General features: G+C 50.1%; 23 protein-coding genes. 16 read left to right on the top strand and 7 right to left on the bottom strand.

All coding sequences use genetic code 11. From position 1 onward, the window contains the following. The first annotated feature begins 43 nt into the window (after window positions 1-43). The 4 genes from AC1931_RS12630 to AC1931_RS12615 all read left to right on the top strand — a co-directional run bounded on the left by AC1931_RS12630 (window position 44) and on the right by AC1931_RS12615 (window position 3,660). Entirely contained in the window at window positions 44-976 is a 933-nt protein-coding gene (locus AC1931_RS12630; protein WP_483877634.1) for a 4Fe-4S dicluster domain-containing protein, read from the top strand. Window positions 977-978: 2 nt separating this feature from the next. Further along, a complete protein-coding gene (locus AC1931_RS12625; protein ID WP_483877633.1) occupies window positions 979-2,235 on the top strand; it encodes a polysulfide reductase NrfD family protein in 1,257 nt (418 codons plus the stop codon). Between the two features lie 89 nt (window positions 2,236-2,324). Continuing rightward, window positions 2,325-3,227 carry a hypothetical protein gene (locus AC1931_RS12620; RefSeq protein ID WP_483877632.1) on the top strand — a complete coding sequence of 301 codons (903 nt, stop codon included), beginning with the start codon at window positions 2,325-2,327 and terminating at the stop codon, window positions 3,225-3,227. Next, window positions 3,190-3,660 (top strand): menaquinol oxidoreductase, encoded by a 471-nt coding sequence (locus AC1931_RS12615; protein ID WP_483877631.1) that lies wholly within the window; start codon window positions 3,190-3,192, stop codon window positions 3,658-3,660. The genes AC1931_RS12620 and AC1931_RS12615 overlap by 38 nt, the downstream gene beginning before the upstream one ends. A gap of 128 nt (window positions 3,661-3,788) precedes the next feature. Here the strand turns inward: AC1931_RS12615 and AC1931_RS12610 are convergent, their stop codons facing one another. The 3 genes from AC1931_RS12610 to AC1931_RS12600 form a co-directional block, all read right to left on the bottom strand. Beyond that, window positions 3,789-4,451, bottom strand: a complete 663-nt coding sequence (locus tag AC1931_RS12610; protein WP_483877630.1) for a response regulator — start codon at window positions 4,449-4,451, stop codon at window positions 3,789-3,791. Between the two features lie 34 nt (window positions 4,452-4,485). After that, the gene (locus tag AC1931_RS12605) at window positions 4,486-4,713 is read right to left on the bottom strand and encodes a hypothetical protein (protein WP_483877629.1); all 228 of its coding nucleotides are present in this window, start codon (window positions 4,711-4,713) and stop codon (window positions 4,486-4,488) included. Window positions 4,714-5,092: 379 nt separating this feature from the next. Beyond that, window positions 5,093-5,218 (bottom strand): hypothetical protein, encoded by a 126-nt coding sequence (locus AC1931_RS12600; RefSeq protein ID WP_483877628.1) that lies wholly within the window; start codon window positions 5,216-5,218, stop codon window positions 5,093-5,095. Between the two features lie 277 nt (window positions 5,219-5,495). On the opposite strand from AC1931_RS12600, the gene AC1931_RS12595 reads away from it, so the two are divergent. From AC1931_RS12595 to AC1931_RS12575, 5 genes are read left to right on the top strand one after another with little or no spacing between them, the layout of a single operon-like run. Then, window positions 5,496-5,858: a hypothetical protein gene (locus tag AC1931_RS12595; RefSeq protein WP_483877627.1), complete on the top strand. Its 363-nt coding sequence runs from the start codon at window positions 5,496-5,498 to the stop codon at window positions 5,856-5,858. A gap of 47 nt (window positions 5,859-5,905) precedes the next feature. Beyond that, entirely contained in the window at window positions 5,906-6,280 is a 375-nt protein-coding gene (locus AC1931_RS12590; RefSeq protein ID WP_483877626.1) for a hypothetical protein, read from the top strand. 1 nt (window position 6,281) lies between these two features. Further along, complete coding sequence (locus tag AC1931_RS12585) at window positions 6,282-6,740, top strand: EVE domain-containing protein (protein ID WP_483877625.1); 459 nt, start codon at window positions 6,282-6,284, stop codon at window positions 6,738-6,740. A gap of 55 nt (window positions 6,741-6,795) precedes the next feature. Continuing rightward, on the top strand, window positions 6,796-7,653 hold the full coding sequence (locus AC1931_RS12580; protein ID WP_483877624.1) for a formate/nitrite transporter family protein: 858 nt from the start codon (window positions 6,796-6,798) through the stop codon (window positions 7,651-7,653). After that, window positions 7,653-8,123: an LEA/WHy family protein gene (locus AC1931_RS12575; protein WP_483877623.1), complete on the top strand. Its 471-nt coding sequence runs from the start codon at window positions 7,653-7,655 to the stop codon at window positions 8,121-8,123. Before AC1931_RS12580 ends, AC1931_RS12575 begins: the two co-directional genes overlap by 1 nt. Window positions 8,124-8,160: 37 nt before the next feature. Here AC1931_RS12575 and AC1931_RS12570 read toward each other — a convergent pair whose 3' ends face one another. Beyond that, a complete protein-coding gene (locus tag AC1931_RS12570) occupies window positions 8,161-8,667 on the bottom strand; it encodes a zinc ribbon-containing protein (protein ID WP_483877622.1) in 507 nt (168 codons plus the stop codon). Window positions 8,668-8,809: 142 nt separating this feature from the next. Here AC1931_RS12570 and AC1931_RS12565 point away from each other — a divergent pair, with 142 nt between their 5' ends. The 7 genes from AC1931_RS12565 (at window position 8,810) to AC1931_RS12535 (ending at window position 19,250) form a co-directional block, all read left to right on the top strand. Continuing rightward, a complete protein-coding gene (locus AC1931_RS12565) occupies window positions 8,810-9,193 on the top strand; it encodes a GNAT family N-acetyltransferase (protein WP_483877621.1) in 384 nt (127 codons plus the stop codon). Between the two features lie 112 nt (window positions 9,194-9,305). Beyond that, the gene (locus AC1931_RS12560; protein ID WP_483877620.1) at window positions 9,306-11,306 is read left to right on the top strand and encodes a type I restriction-modification system subunit M; all 2,001 of its coding nucleotides are present in this window, start codon (window positions 9,306-9,308) and stop codon (window positions 11,304-11,306) included. Beyond that, entirely contained in the window at window positions 11,303-12,646 is a 1,344-nt protein-coding gene (locus AC1931_RS12555) for a restriction endonuclease subunit S (RefSeq protein ID WP_483877619.1), read from the top strand. Before AC1931_RS12560 ends, AC1931_RS12555 begins: the two co-directional genes overlap by 4 nt. Beyond that, the gene (locus AC1931_RS12550) at window positions 12,643-13,080 is read left to right on the top strand and encodes a hypothetical protein (RefSeq protein ID WP_483877618.1); all 438 of its coding nucleotides are present in this window, start codon (window positions 12,643-12,645) and stop codon (window positions 13,078-13,080) included. The genes AC1931_RS12555 and AC1931_RS12550 overlap by 4 nt, the downstream gene beginning before the upstream one ends. 8 nt (window positions 13,081-13,088) lie before the next feature. Continuing rightward, window positions 13,089-16,307 carry a type I restriction endonuclease subunit R gene (locus AC1931_RS12545; protein ID WP_483877617.1) on the top strand — a complete coding sequence of 1,073 codons (3,219 nt, stop codon included), beginning with the start codon at window positions 13,089-13,091 and terminating at the stop codon, window positions 16,305-16,307. Between the two features lie 3 nt (window positions 16,308-16,310). Next, window positions 16,311-17,657 carry an ISL3 family transposase gene (locus AC1931_RS12540; protein ID WP_483877616.1) on the top strand — a complete coding sequence of 449 codons (1,347 nt, stop codon included), beginning with the start codon at window positions 16,311-16,313 and terminating at the stop codon, window positions 17,655-17,657. A 132-nt stretch (window positions 17,658-17,789) separates the two neighbouring features. Beyond that, on the top strand, window positions 17,790-19,250 hold the full coding sequence (locus tag AC1931_RS12535; RefSeq protein WP_483877615.1) for a histone deacetylase family protein: 1,461 nt from the start codon (window positions 17,790-17,792) through the stop codon (window positions 19,248-19,250). 78 nt (window positions 19,251-19,328) lie between these two features. Here the strand turns inward: AC1931_RS12535 and AC1931_RS12530 are convergent, their stop codons facing one another. From AC1931_RS12530 to AC1931_RS12520, 3 genes are read right to left on the bottom strand one after another with little or no spacing between them, the layout of a single operon-like run. Beyond that, the gene (locus AC1931_RS12530) at window positions 19,329-20,183 is read right to left on the bottom strand and encodes a hypothetical protein (RefSeq protein ID WP_483877614.1); all 855 of its coding nucleotides are present in this window, start codon (window positions 20,181-20,183) and stop codon (window positions 19,329-19,331) included. Window positions 20,184-20,243: 60 nt separating this feature from the next. Beyond that, on the bottom strand, window positions 20,244-20,603 hold the full coding sequence (locus AC1931_RS12525) for a hypothetical protein (protein WP_483877613.1): 360 nt from the start codon (window positions 20,601-20,603) through the stop codon (window positions 20,244-20,246). 35 nt (window positions 20,604-20,638) lie between these two features. Continuing rightward, on the bottom strand, window positions 20,639-21,919 hold the full coding sequence (locus AC1931_RS12520; RefSeq protein ID WP_483877612.1) for a nickel-dependent lactate racemase family protein: 1,281 nt from the start codon (window positions 21,917-21,919) through the stop codon (window positions 20,639-20,641). Between the last annotated feature and the right edge of the window lie 512 nt (window positions 21,920-22,431).

The following is a 22,431-nucleotide window of genomic DNA, read 5'->3' as shown; positions in this document are numbered from 1 at the left end:
CTATTGACGGGTTATTGAGGAATACAATCAAGGAGAGAAGGCCATGAGTAAAATAACACGCAGAAAATTTCTAGCCGGCAGTATGGCAGGGGGTGCAGCCATTGCCATGGCTCCGACCAAAAAAGTATTCGGGGCAAATCTTGCAGGGTTTCCCGACGGCATGGGTGTGCTGGTTGATATGACCCGCTGTGTCGGCTGCCGTAGCTGTGAAGCAGCATGCAACAAAGAGCAAAATCTGCCCGAACCGGATAAATCATTCGATGACTATTCGGTGTTTGACGAGATAAAACACGGAGAAAAACGCCGCCCTACAGAAAAAGCTTACACTGTCGTTAATCGTTATGAACCAGAAGGAAGTGAACCGGTTTATCGCAAAATTCAGTGTAACCATTGCAACGAGCCGGCTTGCTTAACCTCATGTTTTGTTAATGCCTATACCAAGACCCCGGAAGGCGCCGTTATCTACAACGACAAGGTTTGTGTCGGCTGCCGTAATTGTATGATCGCCTGCCCTTTCAGCATTCCGGGCTACAGCTATAGCTCCGCCATCAATCCGATCGTTAAAAAATGTATTTTTTGCTATGACACCCGTTTAAAGAATGGCCAGGCGCCGGCATGTGTTGAAGCATGCCCACAGCAGGTCATGGTCTTTGGTAAGCGCAAAGACCTGATCAAGATAGCCCATGATCGGATCAGAAGAAGTCCGGGTAAATATGTGGATCAGGTTTACGGTGAAAAAGAAGTCGGCGGGACCGGATGGCTTTACCTGTCGGGAGTACCTTTTCAGGAAGCGGGCTTTAACGTTTCCCTGCCGAGTGATCCAATTATCAATAATGTTAAGGATTTCCTTGCTATCGTGCCGATGGTACTGGCGATCTGGCCGGCTCTTTTCACCGGTTTCCATCTGCTCGCGACAAAGGGGAAGTCACATGGGCATGGAGACGATCACAGTCATGATGGGCAGGAGGAACACTAACCATGAAAAAATTAGCTGCAAATGGGATTAAGCCACATGATGCTGAAATGAAAGCTGATGGGCGAAAATTCAGCCTGATGGAAAAGCTTTTGCTCGGACTGACCCTCGATCAATATGTACAGCAGGTTATTCGCAATAAATTCAACTGGCTGCTGGCGTTGATTTTTGTGATCGGTATTCCACTGATTATCTACCGTTTTATCTTTGGTCTCGGGGTTGTTACCCATAGCTCATACGATTACCCATGGGGGCTGTTTCTGGGTTTTGGACTGTTCTGTATGGTTCCATTATCAGCGTCAGGATTCATGCTGGGGACAACCGTAGAAATTTTTGGCCGCCATGATTTTGAACCGATCGAACGGCTGGCGTTGCTCAACGGTTTGCTGGGATACTTCTTTGCCGTAGTGTATCTGCTCGTCGATTTAGGACAACCGTGGCGACTGGCCTACCCGATGGTCTATTCTTTCGGACCGGCTGCGGTTTTGTTTCTGGTTGGCTGGCATGTTGCTACCTACCTGTCGGTACAGGTCGCGGAAGTTTCAACCGCCTTTTTTGAGTGGATCGGTTTTCGCCGCGGCTACGAGTTTATTCGGAAGGGCACCATCGGTCTGACGGTTTCCGGAATCATCCTGTCGACTCTTCACCAGGGTGCCCTGGGAGCTCTGTTTGTCTATGCGCCAGGCAAGGTTCACCCGCTCTGGTACTCAGCCTCCTTTCAGTGGATTCACTTTTTCGTGTCATCAATTCCTGCCGGCCTGTGCATGGTCATCTGTGTCAGTACGGTTGTTATCTTTACGATGAAGTGGCGCTGTGATCAGCGCTTTATCGACAGCCTTGACCGGATTACCATTTCCCTTGCCAAGGGTGCAACCATGGGCCTCTTCACTTATCTGTTTATCAAGTTTCTGGCGGTTGCTCATGACAACGAGTGGGCTTATCTGGCAACCGGATGGGGAGCCTGGTGGCTGTTTGAGATATTTTTCGGAGTCATCCTTGCGTTGATTTTTCTGGGTGTCGGTATTCATCATAAGAGTGTCGCCCTCTGTCGCCTGGGAGCACTGATTACCGTGCTTGGTATTTTGCTCAATCGCCTGAATACGGCATTGATCGCTTTTAACTGGAACCTCTATCCGGAAATACCGCACATTTTCGAAGTCATTATTTCCATAACAATATTTGCTATTTACGTTACAACCTACCGGTTTATATTGAACCGGTTGCCAATCCTGTACCAATTTAAAAGCCGGGCTGAGGCCTAGAGGGATAGCGATGGAAAACCCGGTCGGCAGAGATCCTCTGCTGTCGATCGGGTTTCTGTTGATCTCTGATACGGCGCAAGGAGTCCCCTATGTTTGATAACCTGATCGCCAGAGCCATTGTTCCTGTTACCATCGCTGTGACAGGTTTTGTTATTTTCGGTTGTATCTTTTTGTACTCATTTATCAAGGTCGATATGACCGCAGAAGCCGTCCGCCATGTTGATGGTCTCGCTGAGACGGTTGTGCGGGCTACTCACTATGCGATGATGGAGGATGATCGTGATTCGTTGCGGAATATTCTTGCCAATGTCAATCGCCTGGAAGAGGTAGAGCGTATCAGGATTTACGACCAGCTAAGTCAGCCTAAATTTTCCGATCTGGAAGGGGTTACCGCTCCTGGTTCCTTTTCAGTTCGGGTTGATGAATGGTCAAAGAGCATTGTTTCCGGAAATGACGACGAGCGTATCGAAACCCTTCATCGGGTGGATCACGATTATGGTTTTATTGCAGTCAACATGCCTATCCTTAATGAACCAAAATGCTCTACGGCGGCCTGTCACTTTCACGCCGAAGATGAACCGATTCTGGGGTTTTTAAGCCTTGGTTTTTCCAGCGCCCATCTGGAGAAAACCCTTGCTCTGCTTAAAACCCGAATGATAGCATTCAGCCTCATGGTGCTGTTTCTCACCGTCGTTGGGGTGGCAGCATTGCTGAGGATAAACCTGTTTCTACCCATCCTCAGGCTCACCCATGAGATGGAGCAGGCCGTGAACGGGGTTGCCGAACCCGACCTGCCTAAATCTAATCGCAAATTGGGAAAACTTGGCAGGGACTTCCGATTGTTAGTGAAGCAGCGCGATGAGGCCTTGCTCGCCAAGGATGCAACTAAAGCAGCCAGAGGAAGCGATGACAGACCCGAACAAGCCGATAGCAGAAGAAGAACCTCTGCCGGACATGAGCCCACTGCAACAACAGGTTCAGGCGAAAATTAAGCGTTTTGAGCTGTTATCAGGTACCGGGCTTTGGGTTCTTGCACTTTTCACCGCGCTCAGTATCGGAGCTTCTCGTAACTTTGATTTTCTCCCGCCTTTAAGCGCCGGGATTCGTAAGATCCTCGGGGTTGGCCCGCCAATCAGTTATATCAACTGGGCACTGGTGGTTTATGGCTTTTCCGCTCTGATTCTGGTTCTTGCCCAGATGGCAAACAATAAAAGGCCCCGTGGTGCCCTCGCTCATTTTGGGTACCTCGGAGCATTTTATCTTTTCTATCACTTTTCTGATGGGTTACAGGAAAACTTCTGGGCCATATTTGTTGTTGGACTGACAATTCTTGGTTTGCAGAGCTATCACGTCTGGAACTACTATCACGAAAAAATCCACGAACAAAAAGAAATTCTTGAAGAACTGAACAAACTTGCCGGTTGATGCTCCGCTTTAGTAAAAAAGAAGGCAGCCCGTTAGGACTGCCTTGATATCACTGCATTTTATCCTCTACATAGAGACAATCTGCCGAGCTCTTATCTACGCACCCGGATGATCTGTAATCGGATCAGTTATCTGTTTTTTACTGTTGCCTGGATGGTTTTTCTTTTGGCTGCCTGTTGACCCGCCGCTTTCGTCATGCCGAAGAGAGCCAGAACCGCCGGGATCAATTGGGCCACAATCAGCAGGGCACAGAAGCCGACAAACAGCAGAACCAGCAAACCACTGTTGTAGGTGACGGCGGTATCCACAGCAAAGACCGGTGAAATCATGAGTAGAACCAGGGTCAGGGTTGACAATAACGACTTGACTGGAAACATGGTCTTCTCCTTTTCAGCGCTATAGTTTGTTAATGTGTTTTCCTCGTACTTTTTGAAGGCACATAGAATCGCCTCGTGTATTTCTACGAAATGATCGTCTGCGGTTGGTCGCAGGGCATGATAAAAGATCCCCTCCTGACGGATTTTTTTCACCAGATTCATCGGCATATCATCAGTAACCAGAATGATAGAGATATTCCGGTTACACTTTTTCAACAGGGGGACCAGTTTCGCGACATTGTGCTCATTGTAAAGCCCGTCCAACACCACAACCTGAATTTCTTTGTTGATAATCGCTTCAAGTGAATTTGCGACCGAATCTGTAGTGACCACCCGGTACTGATTGTTTGTGAACAGACTGGCAAGTTTGTCTCGCGCCGTGCTGTTTTTATTCGCTATAAGTAGTCCACGCATGGTTGGCACCTCTTTCGTATCCAATAAAAAGTTTTTAGCGAGAAACTTTGGCTTGCTTCTGATCCCGGCCAAACAGTCCACGCAGAATACCAATCAGCATGAGTACTGCGGGGACCAGTTGAAAAACAATGATCAAGGCAAAAAAACCGATAAACAGCGCGACGAGCAGGCCGCCTTCACCGGCGCCAGTGGCCTCTGCGGCAAAAGCGGATGACGAAAGGGCGGTAAGGGCGATCAATGTACTTTGCAGGATGCGTTTCATATAGTCCTCCTTAAAAAGACTTGGTAATCAGTGTGATCATTGTTCTAAACTTAATGCAGAGGCTGTGCCAAGGTGATATGGAATTTAGGTGGAAGATGTAACTATCAGATATGTATGACTAATTGAAGTGTGAGCGGAGAGTTTTTATGGTCAGATTGAACAGGGGTGTATGTTTGCTCAATACAGCTACTACTTGAAAGATTTTCCCGTAGTTGTTTTTTCCAGCTTCAACGTTCTGTAATTATTAACAAAAAGAGTAAAACATCAGGTCTGTAGCCAAATCTGACGGGATATGAAAAAATTATTCCGCTGACTTACTCGGAAATAGAGTAAGATTCGGCAGATTGACGGATCACCACGCTGTTCAGGAATCGCTGTCCTAGTTTGAATCAGGATGAAAATCCTTGCTGGCTTTTTTTTCCAGTTGTCGATTGCGCCACTTTAAGTAGGCAATATGAACAATGAGAATAAAAAAAATCAAAAAGAGAATGATAACAACCGGCATGGGCGTTCCTCTGTTATTTAACATTATGACATGATGATCTGCGAAAGCACTCAGTATGCCTTATTTCACTATCGTTGAACAGTGCCCACTCGCTTTACCGGGATCGGTGCTGAGGCTCCCCCGGAGATGAAGTCACAGCGGCGAAAGGGCGTTTCCGGTAATCAGGCACGGTTTCAAACACCGTTGATGTTTGGCACCAGAGCCGTTAGTATCGCGCCTGTAGAGAGATAGATACTGATGTGCTGATCACATCAGTAAGACCGGATGGTATCAACAAATGGACCAACAGCCTCTGCCGGATCCAAAAGAATATGCGGCAGAATTGAAAAAAATTCGTTTTCGGCGTTTGCTGTTATGGCTGGTGATCGGTGCCTATCTGCCGGCAATGATGGTTGCCCTCGATTCACCTGACTATCGCAAGTGGGCCACGGTTGTTTTTGTCAGCTGGATTGTGCTCCTGATTCTAGCCGTCGGTTATGCCTGTCTGGCTCGCTGCCCACGCTGCAGAGAACTCTTTCATACCCATGGCCCGACCTTTTTGCCGTTACGTCGCTGCCTGCATTGTGCCTTGCACGTCAATGCAGATAAAAGGCCACCGGAACAAACCCACCCGCGCGCCAAGTTTTCAAAAAAGCGCTAAACCATGCTTTGGTAAGGCCTGGGAACTTACAGCAGCAAGGAGACACAATGGACAGTTATACAGAGGTCACATCGGAGGAATTGCACGCTGGGCTGCGGATTGTGCGTATGCGCCGCTGGTTTTTATGGCTGTTGATTCTGGCGTACGTGCCGCTGATGATGATTGCTCTGGCTGCCAACGATGCCAAGCGGATGGTGGTGATAGCTTTTGTTGTATGGTTGTTGTTATTGATTGTTGCCGTTGCCATGATGGCTCTGGCACGGTGTCCACGTTGTGGCCACTGTTTTCATATGAGTGGTTATCTGTTTCGGCCGGTGCGCCGTTGTTTTGAGTGTGACCTTCATCTGACGGCTGACAAACAGGAAAAAAAATCAAGCCGAAAAACGGTTAACAAGGGTCACCACCTGGAAGGGAAGAAATAAAGTGAACTACTGGCTGATGAAATCAGAACCGGAGGCTTTCAGCATTGATGACCTGCAGGCGCGACCCAACCGGATTGAGCCCTGGGACGGCGTCCGTAATTATCAGGCGCGAAACTTTATGCGCGATGACATGCAGGCTGGAGATCAGGTGTTCTTCTACCACTCCAACTGTGACGAACCCGGCATTGTCGGCATCATGGAGGTTGCCGGCAAGAGCTACCCGGATGTCACTGCTTTTGATCCTCAGAGCAAATATTTTGACCCGAAAAGTTCCCCTGACCAGCCGCGCTGGTTTCTGGTTGACGTTAAATATATTCGCCATACCCGTCGCACCCTTTCGCTGGCCGAGTTGAAAGAACACGACCCCCTGGAGAATATGCCCCTGGTACGCAAAGGTAACCGCCTGTCAATTATGCCGGTAACAAAAGAACAGTGGGACTATATTTTGCGCCTGGAATAATCTGATTCTATCAGAAAAGTACCAACCGTTAGGTTGTTGAAAAGCGAGTCAAAAAATGGCTAATCAGTATCTTACCCCTGTTCAGTTGGCGGAACGTCTGGTTGACTGGGGTAGAGAAAAAAAGGGATTGTCAGGGGTCAGGCTTTTAGTCCTTGGCTTTCTGGCCGGGGTCTATATAGGTTTTGCCGCCCATTTGGCGACGGTGGTCGGAACCGGAGATTTTGCCTGGATCGGCTTGCAGAAGTTTTTTGTCGGAGCGGTGTTCAGTGTTGGCCTGATGCTGGTGGTGATTCCCGGCTCGGAGCTATGGACCGGAAATACCATGATGACTGCCGCCTGGCTCGAAAAACGCCTGACCCTGACAGATATTTTACGTAACTGGTGTTTTGTCTACCTGGGCAACCTGCTCGGCTCGGTCTTTCTCGCCTGGATGATTGTCAGCCAGACCGGCTTGATGGATGGCGCTTTCGGTGGAGCCGCCCTGCAAATCGCCTCGAACAAGGTGTCCGAGGAGTTTGCCACCACATCCCACGGCAGCGCCTATTTTTTTCGAGCGATCGCTTGTAACTGGCTGGTATGCCTCGCAGTACTGCTGGCGATGGCGGCTAGAGACATCGCCGGCAAGGTTCTGGGGATTTTCTTTCCGATCATGGCGTTCGTTGCTGCCGGCTTTGAGCACGTTGTCGCCAACATGTATTTTATCCCGGCGGGGATCTTTGCCAAGACCCTGCCCGCAGCCCGCGCTGCTTCCGGCCTTGATGCCGCTCTGCTCGCTCAACTCAACTGGTGGACCCTGTGGCAGAACAACCTGCTGGTGGTCACTGTCGGTAATCTGCTCGGCGGGGGATTCTTTGTCGCTGTAATATACTGGTGGTTGTATTTGCCGAACGTTCAACTGAAAAAGGGAAAATAATGAGGATATACAAACGGGTTCTTGTCTATTTGCTGTTGCTGACGGTCACCGCCTGCGCTCCTTTTTTCCCAGGGTTTGAGACTCCGACCGCCAGCTTAAGCAGTTTGCGGGTACTGCCGGGTAATACCATTGTCCCTACCTTTGAAATCGGTTTGACGATCAGCAATCCAAATCGGGTACCGCTCACATTAGATGGGATGACCTATGTGGTGTACCTCGAAGGGGAACCGGTACTCAGAGGTCTGAGCAACCAGTTGCCGGTGATTGCTGCCTATGGTCAAGGGGAGGTCTTGATCCAGGCCCGCCCTGATGTCTTCAGTACCATCAATCTCTTTACCCGCTGGTTGAATCAACCAGGCGATGTCTTCAATTACTCATTCGAGGCCCAACTCGATGTTGGCCGCTTTATACCAAGGATAACCATTGTCCGCTCGGGTGAAATTTCCCTGACACAAGCAGGAAACAGGTAGCAACAGGGCCCCCGGCCTGGCCGGGAGCGGGCTGTGTTTAATAGGATTTACGAAAAACTGTCTTATGGCATTTAGGACAAGGGGGAATCCGGGCGGTGCGCTTCATGTGGAGTTCCTCCTGACAGTTTTTGCAGGTCAGGGTGCCGGGACTGGTAATTTCACCGGTCTTAAACTCCAGATGTCCTTCCGCCTTTTGCGCCCACTCACTGAGCTGTTCTGATGTCGTTGTCAAGATTCTGGCGAACAGGCTCTGGGCACCGGCTGCGAGGCGGTGGGGAGTGACGGCTCCTTTGAGGGATTCCGTGGTTTTGCTGACATGCTCGGCGGCGTGGCCAAGGTCGCGTTTAACGTAGCCGGCAATCCGCTCAGACTGCTCACGGGTGAAGTCTCCCGCTGAAGTTAAATCTTCACTGGCTTTTTTCAGGGCTTCATCCAGGGTTTTCCGCCCGCTTTCCATTAACTCTTCGGTTCGTGATACAATCCTGGCGTACAGGCTGATCTCTTCCTGCTCCTGCTCCTGCTTCTGAGGACTGTTCTTGGTCATGACGGCGCTCCTTGAAAAAAAGTTACGTCCAGAAAACCTTAACGTCAGATAACACCCGAAGTATAGCAGATTTAACGCTGGACATTGGCTGATTGACAAAAAGGAACAAACAACAAACTCTCTACAGATCAAAGGAACATCAATGTTTCGTATCCGTCGTATCTACGATACCGTGTTGCCGGTCAACCAACAGGCGATCTCCCAGGTTCAAGGAATTCTGAAGGCTCAATTTCCGGATCTGGCTCAAAAAGATATCAGAAAACTGCCCGATCAACTGACAAACCCTTTGAAGTATCGCTTTCGCTCGATTCTCTCAGTAGCTGAAGGAAGTAAAGGAGATGTCAAAGGCTTTGCGTTGCTGCTTCATGCCGCCGATTTGAATTTCTGTTATCTGGAATATGTCTCTGCCGCAGAAAAAATGACGGGGCGGGGGATCGGCGGTGCTTTATATGAACGCATCAGAAACGAAGCGCGGGCCTTGGGGGTCGTCGGTATTTTCGGCTTTGTTCAATCTAGGGTTGGATAGTGCTTTACAGTAAGATCAGAAAAATATCTCTAGTGTTCATTTGGGGGTTGAAAGTGTATTCATGTTGTGATAACCTCTTTTGTGCAATCTAGGGTTGAAAGGAGACCACAGCATGGCAGTAGCAGGTAACGGACATTCATCACTCGCAGACTTTATCTGGAAGAACGCTGACGACCTTTGGGGGGATTTTCGGCACACGGACTTTGGTAAAGTGTTGTTGCCTTTCACCCTACTCAGACGACTCGAATGTGTTCTGGAGCCAACAAGGGAAGCGGTGTTGGCTGCCTACGAAGAGCATCAAGATTCCGGCATCGACATGGATTTGATTATGCCGGAGGTTTCAGGCTACCCCTTCTACAACACGTCCAACTACACTTTGGCAACCCTGGGTGCAACAAAGACCCGGCAGAACCTGGAAGACTTCATTTCCAAGTTTAGCGATAACGCCAGGGTTATCTTTGAGCAGTTCGACTTTGGCAATACCATCACCAAGATGGATAAGGCCGGCGTTCTCTACAAAATTGCCAAAAACTTCGCCGAGATCGATCTGCATCCCGATATCGTTCCCAACCGGATAATGAGTAATGTCTACGAACACCTGATCCGGCGTTTCGGAGCGGCCGTCAATGAAGCGGCTGAAGACTTCATGACCCCGCGTGACGTGGTTCGCCTTGGCACTGCACTGGTACTTCATGCGGATTCTGAGTTGTTCGAGCAGAAACCCGGCATCGTCCGCTCATTGTACGATCCGACTTGCGGTACAGGTGGATTCCTCAGCGATGCCATCTCTTACGTTGAGGAGATGCAGAACAAGAACAAAATCCCGCCACGTCTCGTCCCATTCGGACAAGAGCTTGAGCCGGAAACCCATGCTGTGTGCCTCACCAGTATGATGATTCAGGGGTTCGATACCAAGAACATCAAGCTGGGTAGCACTCTGTCCAACGATCAGCTCTCTACGCAAAAATTTCATTACGGCCTCTCAAATCCTCCTTTCGGTAAGAAGTGGGAGAAGGATGCTGATGTGGTCAATAACGAACACAAGGAGCTTGGGCTTGCCGGTCGCTTTGGGCCGGGACTGCCACGTATCAGCGACGGCTCCATGCTGTTCCTGCAGCACCTGGTTTCCAAGATGCAGCGGATTGAAGAGGGTGGCGGTCGTGCGGCCATTGTTCTGTCTGGATCACCCCTGTTTAACGGAGGAGCCGGGTCGGGCGAATCGGAGATTCGCCGTTGGCTGTTGGAGCATGACTACATTGATGCCATCGTTGCCTTGCCGACTGATATTTTTTTCCGGACCGGTATAGGCACTTTTTTATGGATCGTCACAAATAAAAAAGCCAAGGAGCGCAAGGGCAAGGTTCAACTGATCAATGCCACCGAACTGCATACCCCTATGCGCAAAGCTGAGGGCAACAAGCGCCGCGAGATCAGCGATGAACAAATGGATGAGATCCTTCGTATCTACGATGCCTTTGACGACCACGATTTGAATCGCATCATGGATTATCAGGAGTTTGGCTATCGTCGAATTCGCATCATGCGCCCCTTGCGGATGGCGCTCCATGTATCGCCGGAAGGCTTGGATCGGCTACATGGCGAAAAAGCATGGGACAAGCTCGACGCCAAACAGCAGGCGGCCTGGGATGAATTGTTTTCCGACTATTTTGGCACAACTAAGCCTTATGCCTGGGCCGAAAAGATTGTTCAGGATGAACCCTTGAAAAATCTCCGGCTCGGGAAAGTCACCAAAGCATTCCAGAACGCGATCATCAAAGCGTTAGGTGAGAAAGACCCCTCAGGGGATCCGGTCATGAATAAGAATGGTGATATTGAACCTGACAAGGACCTGACCGACTACGAACAGGTCCCGCTGGGAACCGATATCCGCGACTATTTCGCCGATGAAGTCCTGCCCCATGTCCCTGATGCCTGGATCGATGAAACGTACACTGACGACCGTGACGGCGAAATCGGCAAGGTTGGGTATGAGATCAATTTCAATCGCTATTTCTATAAATATGAAGCCCCACGACCCCTCCACGACATCGATGCTGATCTGAAGCAGATTGAGGCAGAGATCAAGGAGATCCTGGACGAGGTGACGGAATGAGTCATTACAAGCCATATCCGTCGTACAAGGACTCTGGGGTTGAGTGGTTAGGAGAGGTGCCGGAGGGGTGGCAGGTGAAGCGACTGCGGTTTGTCGCGACCTTGAATCCATCTATTCGTTCGGACCTTTTGAGTAATCTAAGTCGCGAAGTGTCCTTTTTGCCGATGGAAGCAATCGGAGAGGACGGTACTCTGAACCTAGCGCAGAAGAGATCTGTGAAAGATGTACGTAATGGATATTCCTACTTCGAGGACGGTGACGTGGCTTTTGCCAAGGTTACACCGTGCTTTGAAAATGGAAAAGGTGCATTAATGCAAGGGTTAGAGGGTGGTGCAGGATTTGGTACCACAGAGTTGACTGTTTTGCGACCAATTCATACCAACATCAACGCCCGTTATCTGAATTATGTTCTGAAGAGCACCCAGTTTATGGGTTTTGGTGCCGGTGCCATGACCGGAGCGGGTGGTCTCAAGCGTGTGCCGGATGAGTTTACGAGAAACTTCTCGATTGCAGTTCCTTCCTCTAGCGAGAGAAAGTTTATTTGCGATCATATCGACCGTGAAACCACCCGCATCGACACCCTCGTTGAAAAGAAAACCCGCTTCATAGAACTGCTCAAGGAAAAGCGCCAGGCCTTGATCACCCATGCCGTCACCAAGGGGCTCGATCCGAACGTGAAGATGAAGGATAGCGGGGTTGAGTGGTTAGGAGAGGTGCCGGAGGGGTGGGAAGTAAAACCTCTGTTCAGCGTAGCATCCGAGCGATCTGAGTCAAATAAAGGAATGGTCGAAGACAACTTGCTTTCGCTCAGCTATGGAAGAATAGTTCAAAAAGACATCAACACTACTAACGGGCTTCTACCGGAGTCTTTTGAGACATATCAAGTCGTCCAACCTGGCGATACCATTTTTCGTCTAACAGATTTGCAAAATGACAAAAGAAGTTTGCGGACGGGCCTTGTCAAGGAAACAGGGATTATCACTTCCGCTTACGTTGCAGCTATCCCAGACAAAATAGATCCAGTCTATTTCAACAACCTTTTGCATTCTTATGATATCCAGAAAGTGTTTTATGCAATGGGTGGAGGGATGAGGCAGTCTCTGAAGTTCAGTGACATCAAAAGGCTTCCTATCGTGCTCCCTAAAGAGAATGAACAGAAAAACATTTCCAGATACATCAAAAGCGAAACCTCCCGCATCGACACCCTGATCCAGAAAACCCAGCGTAGCATCGACCTGCTAAAAGAGCGTCGTTCGGCCCTGATCACGGCCGCAGTGACCGGCAAAATTGACGTGAGAAGGGAAGTCTCTTTGCCCCAATCCGAAGCGGTTCCGGCATGAGTAAAGACACGCAAAGTCAGAGAATTATCTTGTTTCTAGGTAACCTTGCGCATTTCCAAGGCGGCCAGGTTGATGATCACCTGTTCGCCGCACAGAGAATTACCGATGGCACATATTTTATTCCTCACCCCGATCCAGAGGGACAGGAAAGAGGCCTCCTCATCGCCCATTGGCAAGCAGACCCGGAAAGAAAAGCGGTTGTTCTTGGCACCCAGATTGCCGAGCATGAAATTATCACAGCAGTAAAGCACTGGGTTACGACTGGCGACATGGAGGATGAACAGGCGTCCATCGAGCACCTGTTCCAGCACTTCAAACATAAAACTGGAGCCAGCCTCCATTTCACAGCGGAAAATAAAGTGTTTTCCAGCACCATTAACAGGCTTTTGAGAGATGTGGGCTGGTCTGCATTTAAGAAGCTTATTGGTCTATAGGGGGGTAAATGAGCCAACCACACCACGAAATACAGTTTGAATCCTATATCGTCGACCAGCTCCTGAAGCAAGGTTGGCTTGAAGGCACCTCGTCCGACTACGACACGGAACGCGCCCTCTACCCCGAAGACGTTCTGGCCTGGGTGCAAACCTCCCAGAAGGAGAAATGGGAGAAGCTGAAGGCCAACAATGGACTGCGTGCCGACGTTGTTTTACTGGATCGTCTTGCCAGTGCCTTGCAAACCGAAGGAACGGTCAAGGTTCTCAGGCGAGGCTTTAGTGTTGCTGGAGGCGGCCACCTGGAGATGAGCGAAGCGGCCCCGGAAGATAAGCGCAATCAGGCCGTTATCGAACGGTACAGGGCCAATCGTCTGCGTGTGGTGCGCCAACTCAAATACAACCCTGCTCATGCCTGGGCTATCGACCTGGTGTTCTTTATCAACGGTATCCCGGTCGCAACAGTCGAGCTGAAGACCGACTTCACCCAGTCCGTTGATGACGCTATGGCGCAATACCGCAAGGACCGCCTGCCCGTTCACCCTAAGACGAAACGCAAAGAACCCCTGCTTACCTTCAAGCGTGGAGCTGTCGTTCATTTTGCCATGTCCGACTCGGACATTCGAATGGCCACCAAACTCGATGGCGACAAGACGTACTTTCTGCCATTCAACATGGGGAACGAAGGGCGTGCAGGAAATCCTACTCGGAAAGACGGCGAATATCCTGTCGCCTACTTTTGGGAGCGGGTTCTGCAACCTGATGCCTGGTTGCGAATCTTCCATAGCTTCGTCTATACCGAGAAGAAAAAGAAACAGAATGCTCAAGGAACCTGGTTCACCGCAGAAACGCTGATCTTCCCCCGGTTTCATCAGTGGGATGCCGTCAACAAGATGATCACTGACGCCAAAGGCAACGGCGCGGGGCAGCAATATCTGTGCGAACACAGTGCCGGCTCCGGCAAGACATCAACCATTGCCTGGACCGCCCATGATCTGATTCGTCTGCGAAACGATCAGGGCGATGCGATCTTTGATGCCGTCATTATCGTAACTGACCGGAATGTTCTGGACAGCCAGCTTCAGGAGGCCGTTAAGGATATTGATCATCAGTTCGGGGTAATTGCAGCAATTGACCGGCAAAAAAGCTCGAAGTCAAAGAGCAAGCAGCTCACTGAGGCTCTACTGAATGGGACGCCGATCATTGTGGTGACCATCCAGACCTTCCCCTTCGCCATGGAAGCGATCTTGACGGAAAAAAGCATGGCGGACAAAAAGTTTGCCGTCATCATCGATGAAGCCCACAACTCTCAGACCGGCACCACCGCCTCAAAGCTGCAAGCGACCCTCTCGCTGAAGGATAAGGGAGAGATGGGAGCGATGACGATTGAAGAGCTGCTGGAGCATATCCAGAACTCTCGCAAACGCCCCAAGAATGTCAGTCATTTTGCTTTCACTGCAACGCCCAAACATTCCACCATGATGCTGTTTGGACGACCTACAGACCCGTCTCAGCCTTTAGCAGACGACAATCCACCTAAGTCCTTTCACCGCTACCCCATGCGGCAGGCCATTGAGGAAGGTTTCATCCTCGACGTGCTGCAGAATTTCACTCCCTATAAGGTGGCTTTCAATCTGAGCGAACAGATCAAAGACGATAAGCGTGTTGACAAGAAGCAGGCTAACCGCGCTCTGGCGAAATGGATGACCCTGCATCCAACCAATGTCACGCAGAAGGTGGAGTTCATCATTGAGCACTTTGCCCAAAACGTAGGACATCTGCTGCGTGGTGAAGCCAAGGCCATGGTGGTCACCAGCTCGCGGGCAGCGGCTGTCAGATACAAGGTCGCTTTTGACAAATACATTGAAGACCATCCGGAATATCGGGACATCAAGGCGCTTGTGGCCTTCTCGGGGAAACTCAAAGGAAAAGAGGTTAATCATCCTGGGGATGAGCGACTTAAAGATGATGTTCTCCGAGTTCAGGAAGATGATGAATTCACCGAAATTTCCATGAACCCAGGCATTCATGGCAGTGACTTGCGTAAAGTGTTCGAACGTCCGGAATACCGGGTCATGCTGGTCGCCAACAAATTTCAGACTGGATTCGATCAACCGAAACTGGTGGCCATGTATGTCGATAAGAAAATTGCCAACGAGGTCGAGATCGTCCAAACCTTCTCCCGCCTGAATCGAACTCATGCCGGGAAAGACATCACCTATATCATTGATTTCATCAATAGCCCGGAAGTCGTTCAGGCAGCGTTCAGGCGCTATGATGCCGGCGCCCAGATTGATGCCGTCCAAGATCCGAACGTTGTGTACGTCATTAAAAATCATCTTGATGACCTAGCTATTTACGATGAATCCGATCTTGAAGCTTTCAAGCAGGCTCGCTTTAAGTTGATTCGCAGCAACATTGCCGAGAACACCATCCATAAAGCTTTGTATGCGGCAACCCAGCGGCCAACCGACGTGTTTAACAAGAAGCTCGACAGCCTGAACAGTGCGATTGCCACATGGGAAGGTGTCTATGAGAAGGCACGCATTCAGGGCGACGCTAACGGGATGGAACATGCCGAGCATGAGCGCAGCGAGCATGCCGCACAACGCGAAACCTTAATGTTATTCAAGGCGAACCTTGGTCGCTTCTGCCGCACCTATGCCTATGTGACACAGTTGATTCAGTTTGGTGATCCTGATCTGGAAAATTTTGCCGCCTTTGCCAAGCTTCTGGCAAAACGACTGGATGGGATCTCTATCGAGAATGTTGATCTGAAGGGTTTAGCTCTGACAGGGTTCGATATGAAATTGAAAGAAAAACCGGAAGAACCCCCGGAAGAGGAAGATTTGGACCTTAAGCCGGTCGGCCCGGGGTCAAGCCAGGGACGTGACCGTGAGAAAGAGATGTTGTCCGAAATCATTTCTCACCTCAATCAGATTTTTGGTGACGCAACGCCTATCCAGGATCAAGTGGACTTCTTTAACCAGACCCAGCGCATTGTCTCGGAAAACGATGTGGTGATGGCTCAGGTAGAGCACAACACCCGATCCCAAGCAATGCAGGGAGATCTGCCAGAAGCTGTTCAGCGGGCGATTGTCAGAGCCATGACCTCACATAAGGACCTGGCAACACACTTATTGAAAGCCGACAAGCAGGCGATGGGTGCCTACATCAATATGGTCTACGATGCTGTGAAATCTGGGAAACCCTTGTCTCTCGGAGACTGAAAAATGATCGACCTGCTGCGGCTACCTGGGTTAATCCCAGTAGATATTCGTGAGGACGGGCGGGCGCTTGTAATTAGCGCTGAGGCAGAGGTTCCAGAGGTCCCTCTTTGCCCAGATTGTGCTCGACCTATGTATCGGCATGGGAAAAGAACAAACTCTTTTGCCGACACCCCAATAGAGATGAGGCCGGTAGCTATCGAAATAACCCGGCAACGTTTCCGCTGTCATGCTTGCGGAAAAATACATCTTCCCGAATTGTCCTTTCTGGACGAAAAAAGACACACCACCCAACGACTTATCAACAATATCCGTGCGTCTTGCCTGTCGCGATCATTTCATGACCTGTCAGATCAGACAGGTTTGGCGGTAAACACAGTCCGGAACATTACTCTGGATCTCATCGAGGAGCTTGATAAGCAGATCATGTTCGAAACTCCTCGTATCATGGGGATTGATGAACTGAATATCGCAGGGGGAATGCGCTGTATCATTACGAATCTCGCCAGAAACTCCGTTTATAACCTTCTGGAGAAAAGAACACAGGAGCATCTAAAACCATTCTTCAAGAGCATGCCGAATAAGGATGCCATCGAATGGGTCTGCACCGACATGTGGAGGCCGTTTAAACGTTCATTCAAACCGTTCATTCCCAACGCAAAACTTGTCATCGATAAGTTTCATGTCGTGAAAATGGCATCTGAGGCGTTGGAGCATGAGAGAAAAAAGCTACAGAAAGCCGTCGATAAGAATGAGCGACTGCATCTCAAAAAATCGGTACGGTGGCTGACTTTAAAGCGGCCATCCAAGCTCACAGAAGAGGAAAAATACGAGTTGGATCTTGTCCGCCAGCATTATCCAGAGATAGCAATGGCCTACGACCTTAAAGAGGCCTTTTACAGCATCTATGATGAAACAGATAAAAGTGCGGCCATGTCCACCTTCGAGGCGTGGTCGAACGTGATCCCGGATAACATGGAGGCATTTCAGTCGCTGATAAAGACTGTCCATAATCATTACGACGACATCTTTGCTTACTGGGATGCTTCTGAGAACATAACCAATAGCTACACAGAAGCGATGAACGGGGTCATGAAGGTGGCGAACAGGATTGGTCGGGGGTACAGTTTTGAAGTCATACGAGCAAGGATTCTCTATGCCAAAAACGCCCGTGAAATCAACCGAACTTTTGTCGCCCCTAAACCGGCTTGGCAGAAAAGTATGCCCTCAACCGCAATAGGTTATTACACCGGCAATACGGGACAACAATCTCAAAAAAGAGGTCGCTTCGTTGAATTCGGCCCTGACATAAAAACCTTGGAGGAGATGGCCGAAAACGGAAAGTTCGATTGAGGCTATTGATTTTCAACCTGGGCCAACTTCACAAAGAGCTGTTCATCGTAGGCGTTTTCAACCAAAGGACGCAATCTCCCTCTTGTAAAAAATATATTTATTCAACCCTCAAATGAACAAAGCCGTATTTTCATGGAATGCCTGCCCGACGATCCGAAGCTCTGTCGCGACCCCTCTATCTTAGCGCAGAATAAAGCGCGTCTGAAATTTTACGAGCAGTACGGTGCGCGTCCCATCATTGGCAGCGCTTACGAGACACCGGTCAAGGAAGGGGACGACAACCCTCCCTATCTGGTGTTTGACGGCCTGGGGGAAGTGTCTGAACTGCCTCAACAGCAAGTGAAGAAGATTGTTCGGGCCATTCTGGAGCGGAAGTATGCCCTTATTTGTTCCCAAGCCTACATTGATATGGTTGTCGCCTCGTTTGTAGAAGATCCCGTCCAGCTGCGGAATTTTCGCTATCTTAAAAAAACAGGCGCGACGATAAAGGCTCAGGCCAAGCCGGTTGTGGACCGACAGATTGCACTGATTGTCAATGATCAGCATGATATCCACCATATCCGCGAACGCGGTTATGTAGAATCGCCGGTGCGTATCCGTTCCATCTTAAAGGAGATCGAGCCGACCGGGCTTTTCTATCGCGCTCCGGTCAGGCGTTTTGCCATGCACCATTTAAAAAAAATTCATGCCGCTGATTTTGTCGATTATCTGAAATTGATGTGTTCCGGGCTACCGGAGAAAAAAGCCTTGTATCCCTACGTGTTCCCGATTCGCAATGCAACGCGACCACCCAGGGAAAAAGCGGTCAAAGCCGGATATTACTGCATCGATACCTTCACGCCGCTGACCCACAATGCTTATCCAGCAGCCAAGCGGGCTGCCGACTGCGCCATGACGGCGGCACGCCTGGCGCTTGGCGGGCAGCACTTGTCGTACGCCTTGGTGCGACCTCCGGGGCACCACGCTGAGTACCGTGCCTTTGGCGGGTTTTGTTATTTCAATAATGCCGCTTTAGCGGCGCAGGAGCTTTGCAGCCAGGGTAAAGTCGCCATCATTGATATCGACTACCATCACGGCAACGGCACACAAAATATTTTTTACCGCCGCAGTGATGTGCTGACCATCTCGCTCCACGGACATCCACGTTTTGCCTATCCTTATTTTAACGGTTTTGATGATGAAACCGGTGACGGGGATGGCAAAGGCTTCAATCTGAACATACCCTTGCCTGAACATCTGGATGGGGATGGCTATGCCACTGCTTTGGATAAAGCGCTTCGCAGAATCAAGCGCTTTAAACCAACCTTTCTGGTGATTGCGCTGGGGCTTGATACGGCAAACGGCGACCCGACCGGGACCTGGAGTTTGAAACCCGCTGATTTTTTTACGAACGGAAAAAAGCTGGGAAGCCTTGGTCTGCCAACTGTCGTGATTCAGGAAGGAGGGTATGACAATCGCTCTCTGGGTAAAAACGCCAGACAGTTCTTTCAGGGACTCTGGGACGGAAGTTTTGAAAGTTCCCGCCCGCTGGTCGGCAAATCGGCGCCTGTAAAGAGAACCGTCGATGCGGTCAGGACCAAAGCCACAACTTGAATGATTGGTTGCAACCGCTGCAAGTGGATACAAGAGCGACCGGTACTGCAATCATTACCGTACGCGGTCCGTTTATGGTCAGGCCGGATGTGTCATTTCGTCGCTTCCGGTCAGGCCTAAAGAACCCAGGCTCAGTCCCCAGATAGAGCGGAAACCACGGAGCAGTACCCACAAAAACAATAGTGGCAGAATCAGGGTTTTAAGTATAAACAGGGCCATCAGGTTCAACATGGCCGGTACGGCAACCTCGACCTTATTTTTCAGGTTCTCGAAATTGAGCAGATCTTTTGCAGCGGAAAGTTTAGCGGCGATACCTGACTGCCATGATGTTTCACCGGGCACCTCGGATGCGGCCAGGTCATCAACCTCCTGCGACAAAATTTCCAGTTCTATCATGTTCTGTTGAGTCTTTTTATTGACATATACCTCATCAACCAGACCATTCAGCCCGACCGCCAGAATCAGCAAAAACCTGACCAGAAACGCCAGCAGGAACAACCTGAAGATCATGGTTGAAAAGTATTCCTTGCCGATCAATAGGCTTGCCAGTAACAGCACAGCCAGCAAGCTCAGAAGAATTTTGAAAAATCCGGTTGCCACCAGCTCAAGCATCACCTTCTGAATGACGAGAGAACCGATGGCCAGCTTCATGATCGCTGAATATTGCTCGACCAGATCATGGACCGGATCAAGAATCTCCAGGGGTTGCACGCTGACCAGAGCACCGACTTGAACTGATTTGGCAACGGTGATGCCGGCATTCAGTACCCTGGCGGTGGCAAAAGCGGCAAGGGCCTGAACCGTTGCTCTGTTGACATAGTTTTCCGTCTGCCGGTCGATGTAGCCGGACCAGGAAACGGCAACAATAAGCAGGATGCTCAGGAAGAGCATAAGTTGCCGTCTGCCTGAGGTTTTCTGTCTGCTGTTTAGCATTGTCATGCCCCTCTTCCAACCCTCCCATCGAATCTGAATAACCGCCGGTGCGCTTAAAAATCAGGTGATGAGTTTCTGATCAAAACGACGTAGCAGGATATTGACCGCTTCGCGCGCGCGGCGTCGTGGCAGCATGGCCGTCACTCCCCCCGATTCGATGCCGGTTTCGGGTTTTTTGCCTGCCAGAGCGCTGAGGATCAGGAACATGTCGGCGACAACCCAGGTTTCAAGGATCACTTCTTTCTCCTCGCGGCGAAGCGCCACCCAGATTGGCGCCATCACCAGCCGGTTTCCTTTGCGGTAAGTCCGTTGTTCACCGTTCCGGCAGTTCAAGTGAAATCCGGTTTCAGCCGCCCAGGCTTCAACCTGCGGCCAGAAGTCTTTGGGACAGGGGAAGCTGATGATTGTACGTCTGTTCATCTGTTTATACCTGACCAGGAACCGAGTTCATGGCCCTAATGAGAGTTGACATCAAGAATCAGCATCGGTCCATCGGGAACAATCGCCCAGCGGGCATCATTTCCGAAGCGCTCAAGCAGTTGTTCTACGGCTTGCGATATGTCGGTTACCGGGTGAAAATGAAAACGCCGCAGGGTGTCTGCAGCAATCCCGCCGCTATGAAGCCAGACCTCTTTTTTTGTCATTACCTGATAGGTTTCCTGGGCGCACCATTGGTCAGGGACAAAAAATTCCTTGTTCATCACCTTGTCGATAAACTCCTGGGGACTGGTTGCGTATTCAAACACCTCCTGATATTCGTCACTGCCAAAGCCCTCGGGACACTCACTGGCGATCAGGATGACACCCCCGTCACGCGTAGCGGCGGACACTCCGGACAAGCCCTTGGCGGTCTGATACAGATTACAGTCAAGGGGCGCACCGGCATTGGTGGTAACCACGAAATCAAGTGGTGCATCAAGAACCTTCATACAGTGCTGCGACAGAAACTCCACCCCGGCAAGATGGGCGTTAACCGGATGACCGGAGAAGACACCGGTGACCCGTTTGCTGGTATCAAGGGTGACGTTGACGATGAAATCAGCACCGGCTTTTGCCATGATTGCCAATCCCGCTTCATGAAATGGGTTGCCATCAAGGACTCCATAGCGGGTTTGTGGATGTGCCACCATTTCCGGACCGTGCATGAACTCGAGGGTTTTGACTGATGATATGCCCGGCAGGATCGATTTGCGTCCGCCGGAAAAACCCGCCCACATATGGGGCTCGATAAAGCCGGTGAGTATTTTCAGGTCAGCCTCGACATAGTTCCGGTTGACAAGGGCCGGAACCCCATCACCAATGTGGCCGACCAGCACCATATCTTCGTCCTGTTTCGACATGTGATTGATGATCCGGTAGTTGGCAGCAATGTCGGCGCCCACCAGCTTTTCCAGTTCTGCCCCTTGGTTGGGGCGATGAATACCAGTGGCAATCAGGATGCTGATGCTGTCCGCCGACAGTCCGGCCTGTTCGAGGCGGGCGATAATGACCGGTAGCAGCATCTGGTTAGGAACCGGGCGGGTGATATCGCTGATAACGATGACAGCATTTTTGCGACCCCGCGCCATCTCCGTCAGCGGCATTGAGTCGATGGGTGCTGTGAGCGAGCGATCCACTTCAGCAGCGGGGTCGCTCAGCGCCGAGGCTTCCGCCGGGTAAAGGACCCCCTTGAAGTTGGGTGTTTGTGGATATTCGAGAGGAATGGTGCCCGTGCCGTATTTCAGGTCCACAATCATGATTCAATCTCCTGACGTAAGATAGGTGAGGCCTGCAGCGCATTAAAAAGGTGATTATAACACAGGCAGATGTCATAAAAGGAATGAACCCTTACAACAAAAAAGGGTAGAGGAACGATGGCGCGATTTTCATGGGTGAATATTTTTTCAATGACATATCGGTGTACAAAAAAATCATCTGATTGTTTTATACACTTATTTTTTTGTTAAATATCAATAAGTTATGCCAAAACAGGGAGCTCTTCCGGAGGATTTCGATGGCTCGCCTGTATATTTTACCTATATATCTCCAGGGAATAAGAATGCATCACAGGCCTCCCCTGCCAGCTTTCATAAAAGTTTTTTCTCAATAGATTCATGTGGTTAAAGATTATTGTGGAGAAGTTTCCGAAGATTGGCACGCTCCCTGCTTTATAGCATGTCAACAATACGGCATGCTGATCTTCAGCTGCTCTTTATAGGAGGACACCATGAAAACCACGTTACGTAATACCCTGATCGCCCTGTTGACC

Source organism: Pelovirga sp. C15f (genome assembly GCF_057178085.1).
The sequence above is the reverse complement of the archived record's forward strand: the minus strand, read 5'-3'. Positions and strand labels throughout refer to the sequence as shown.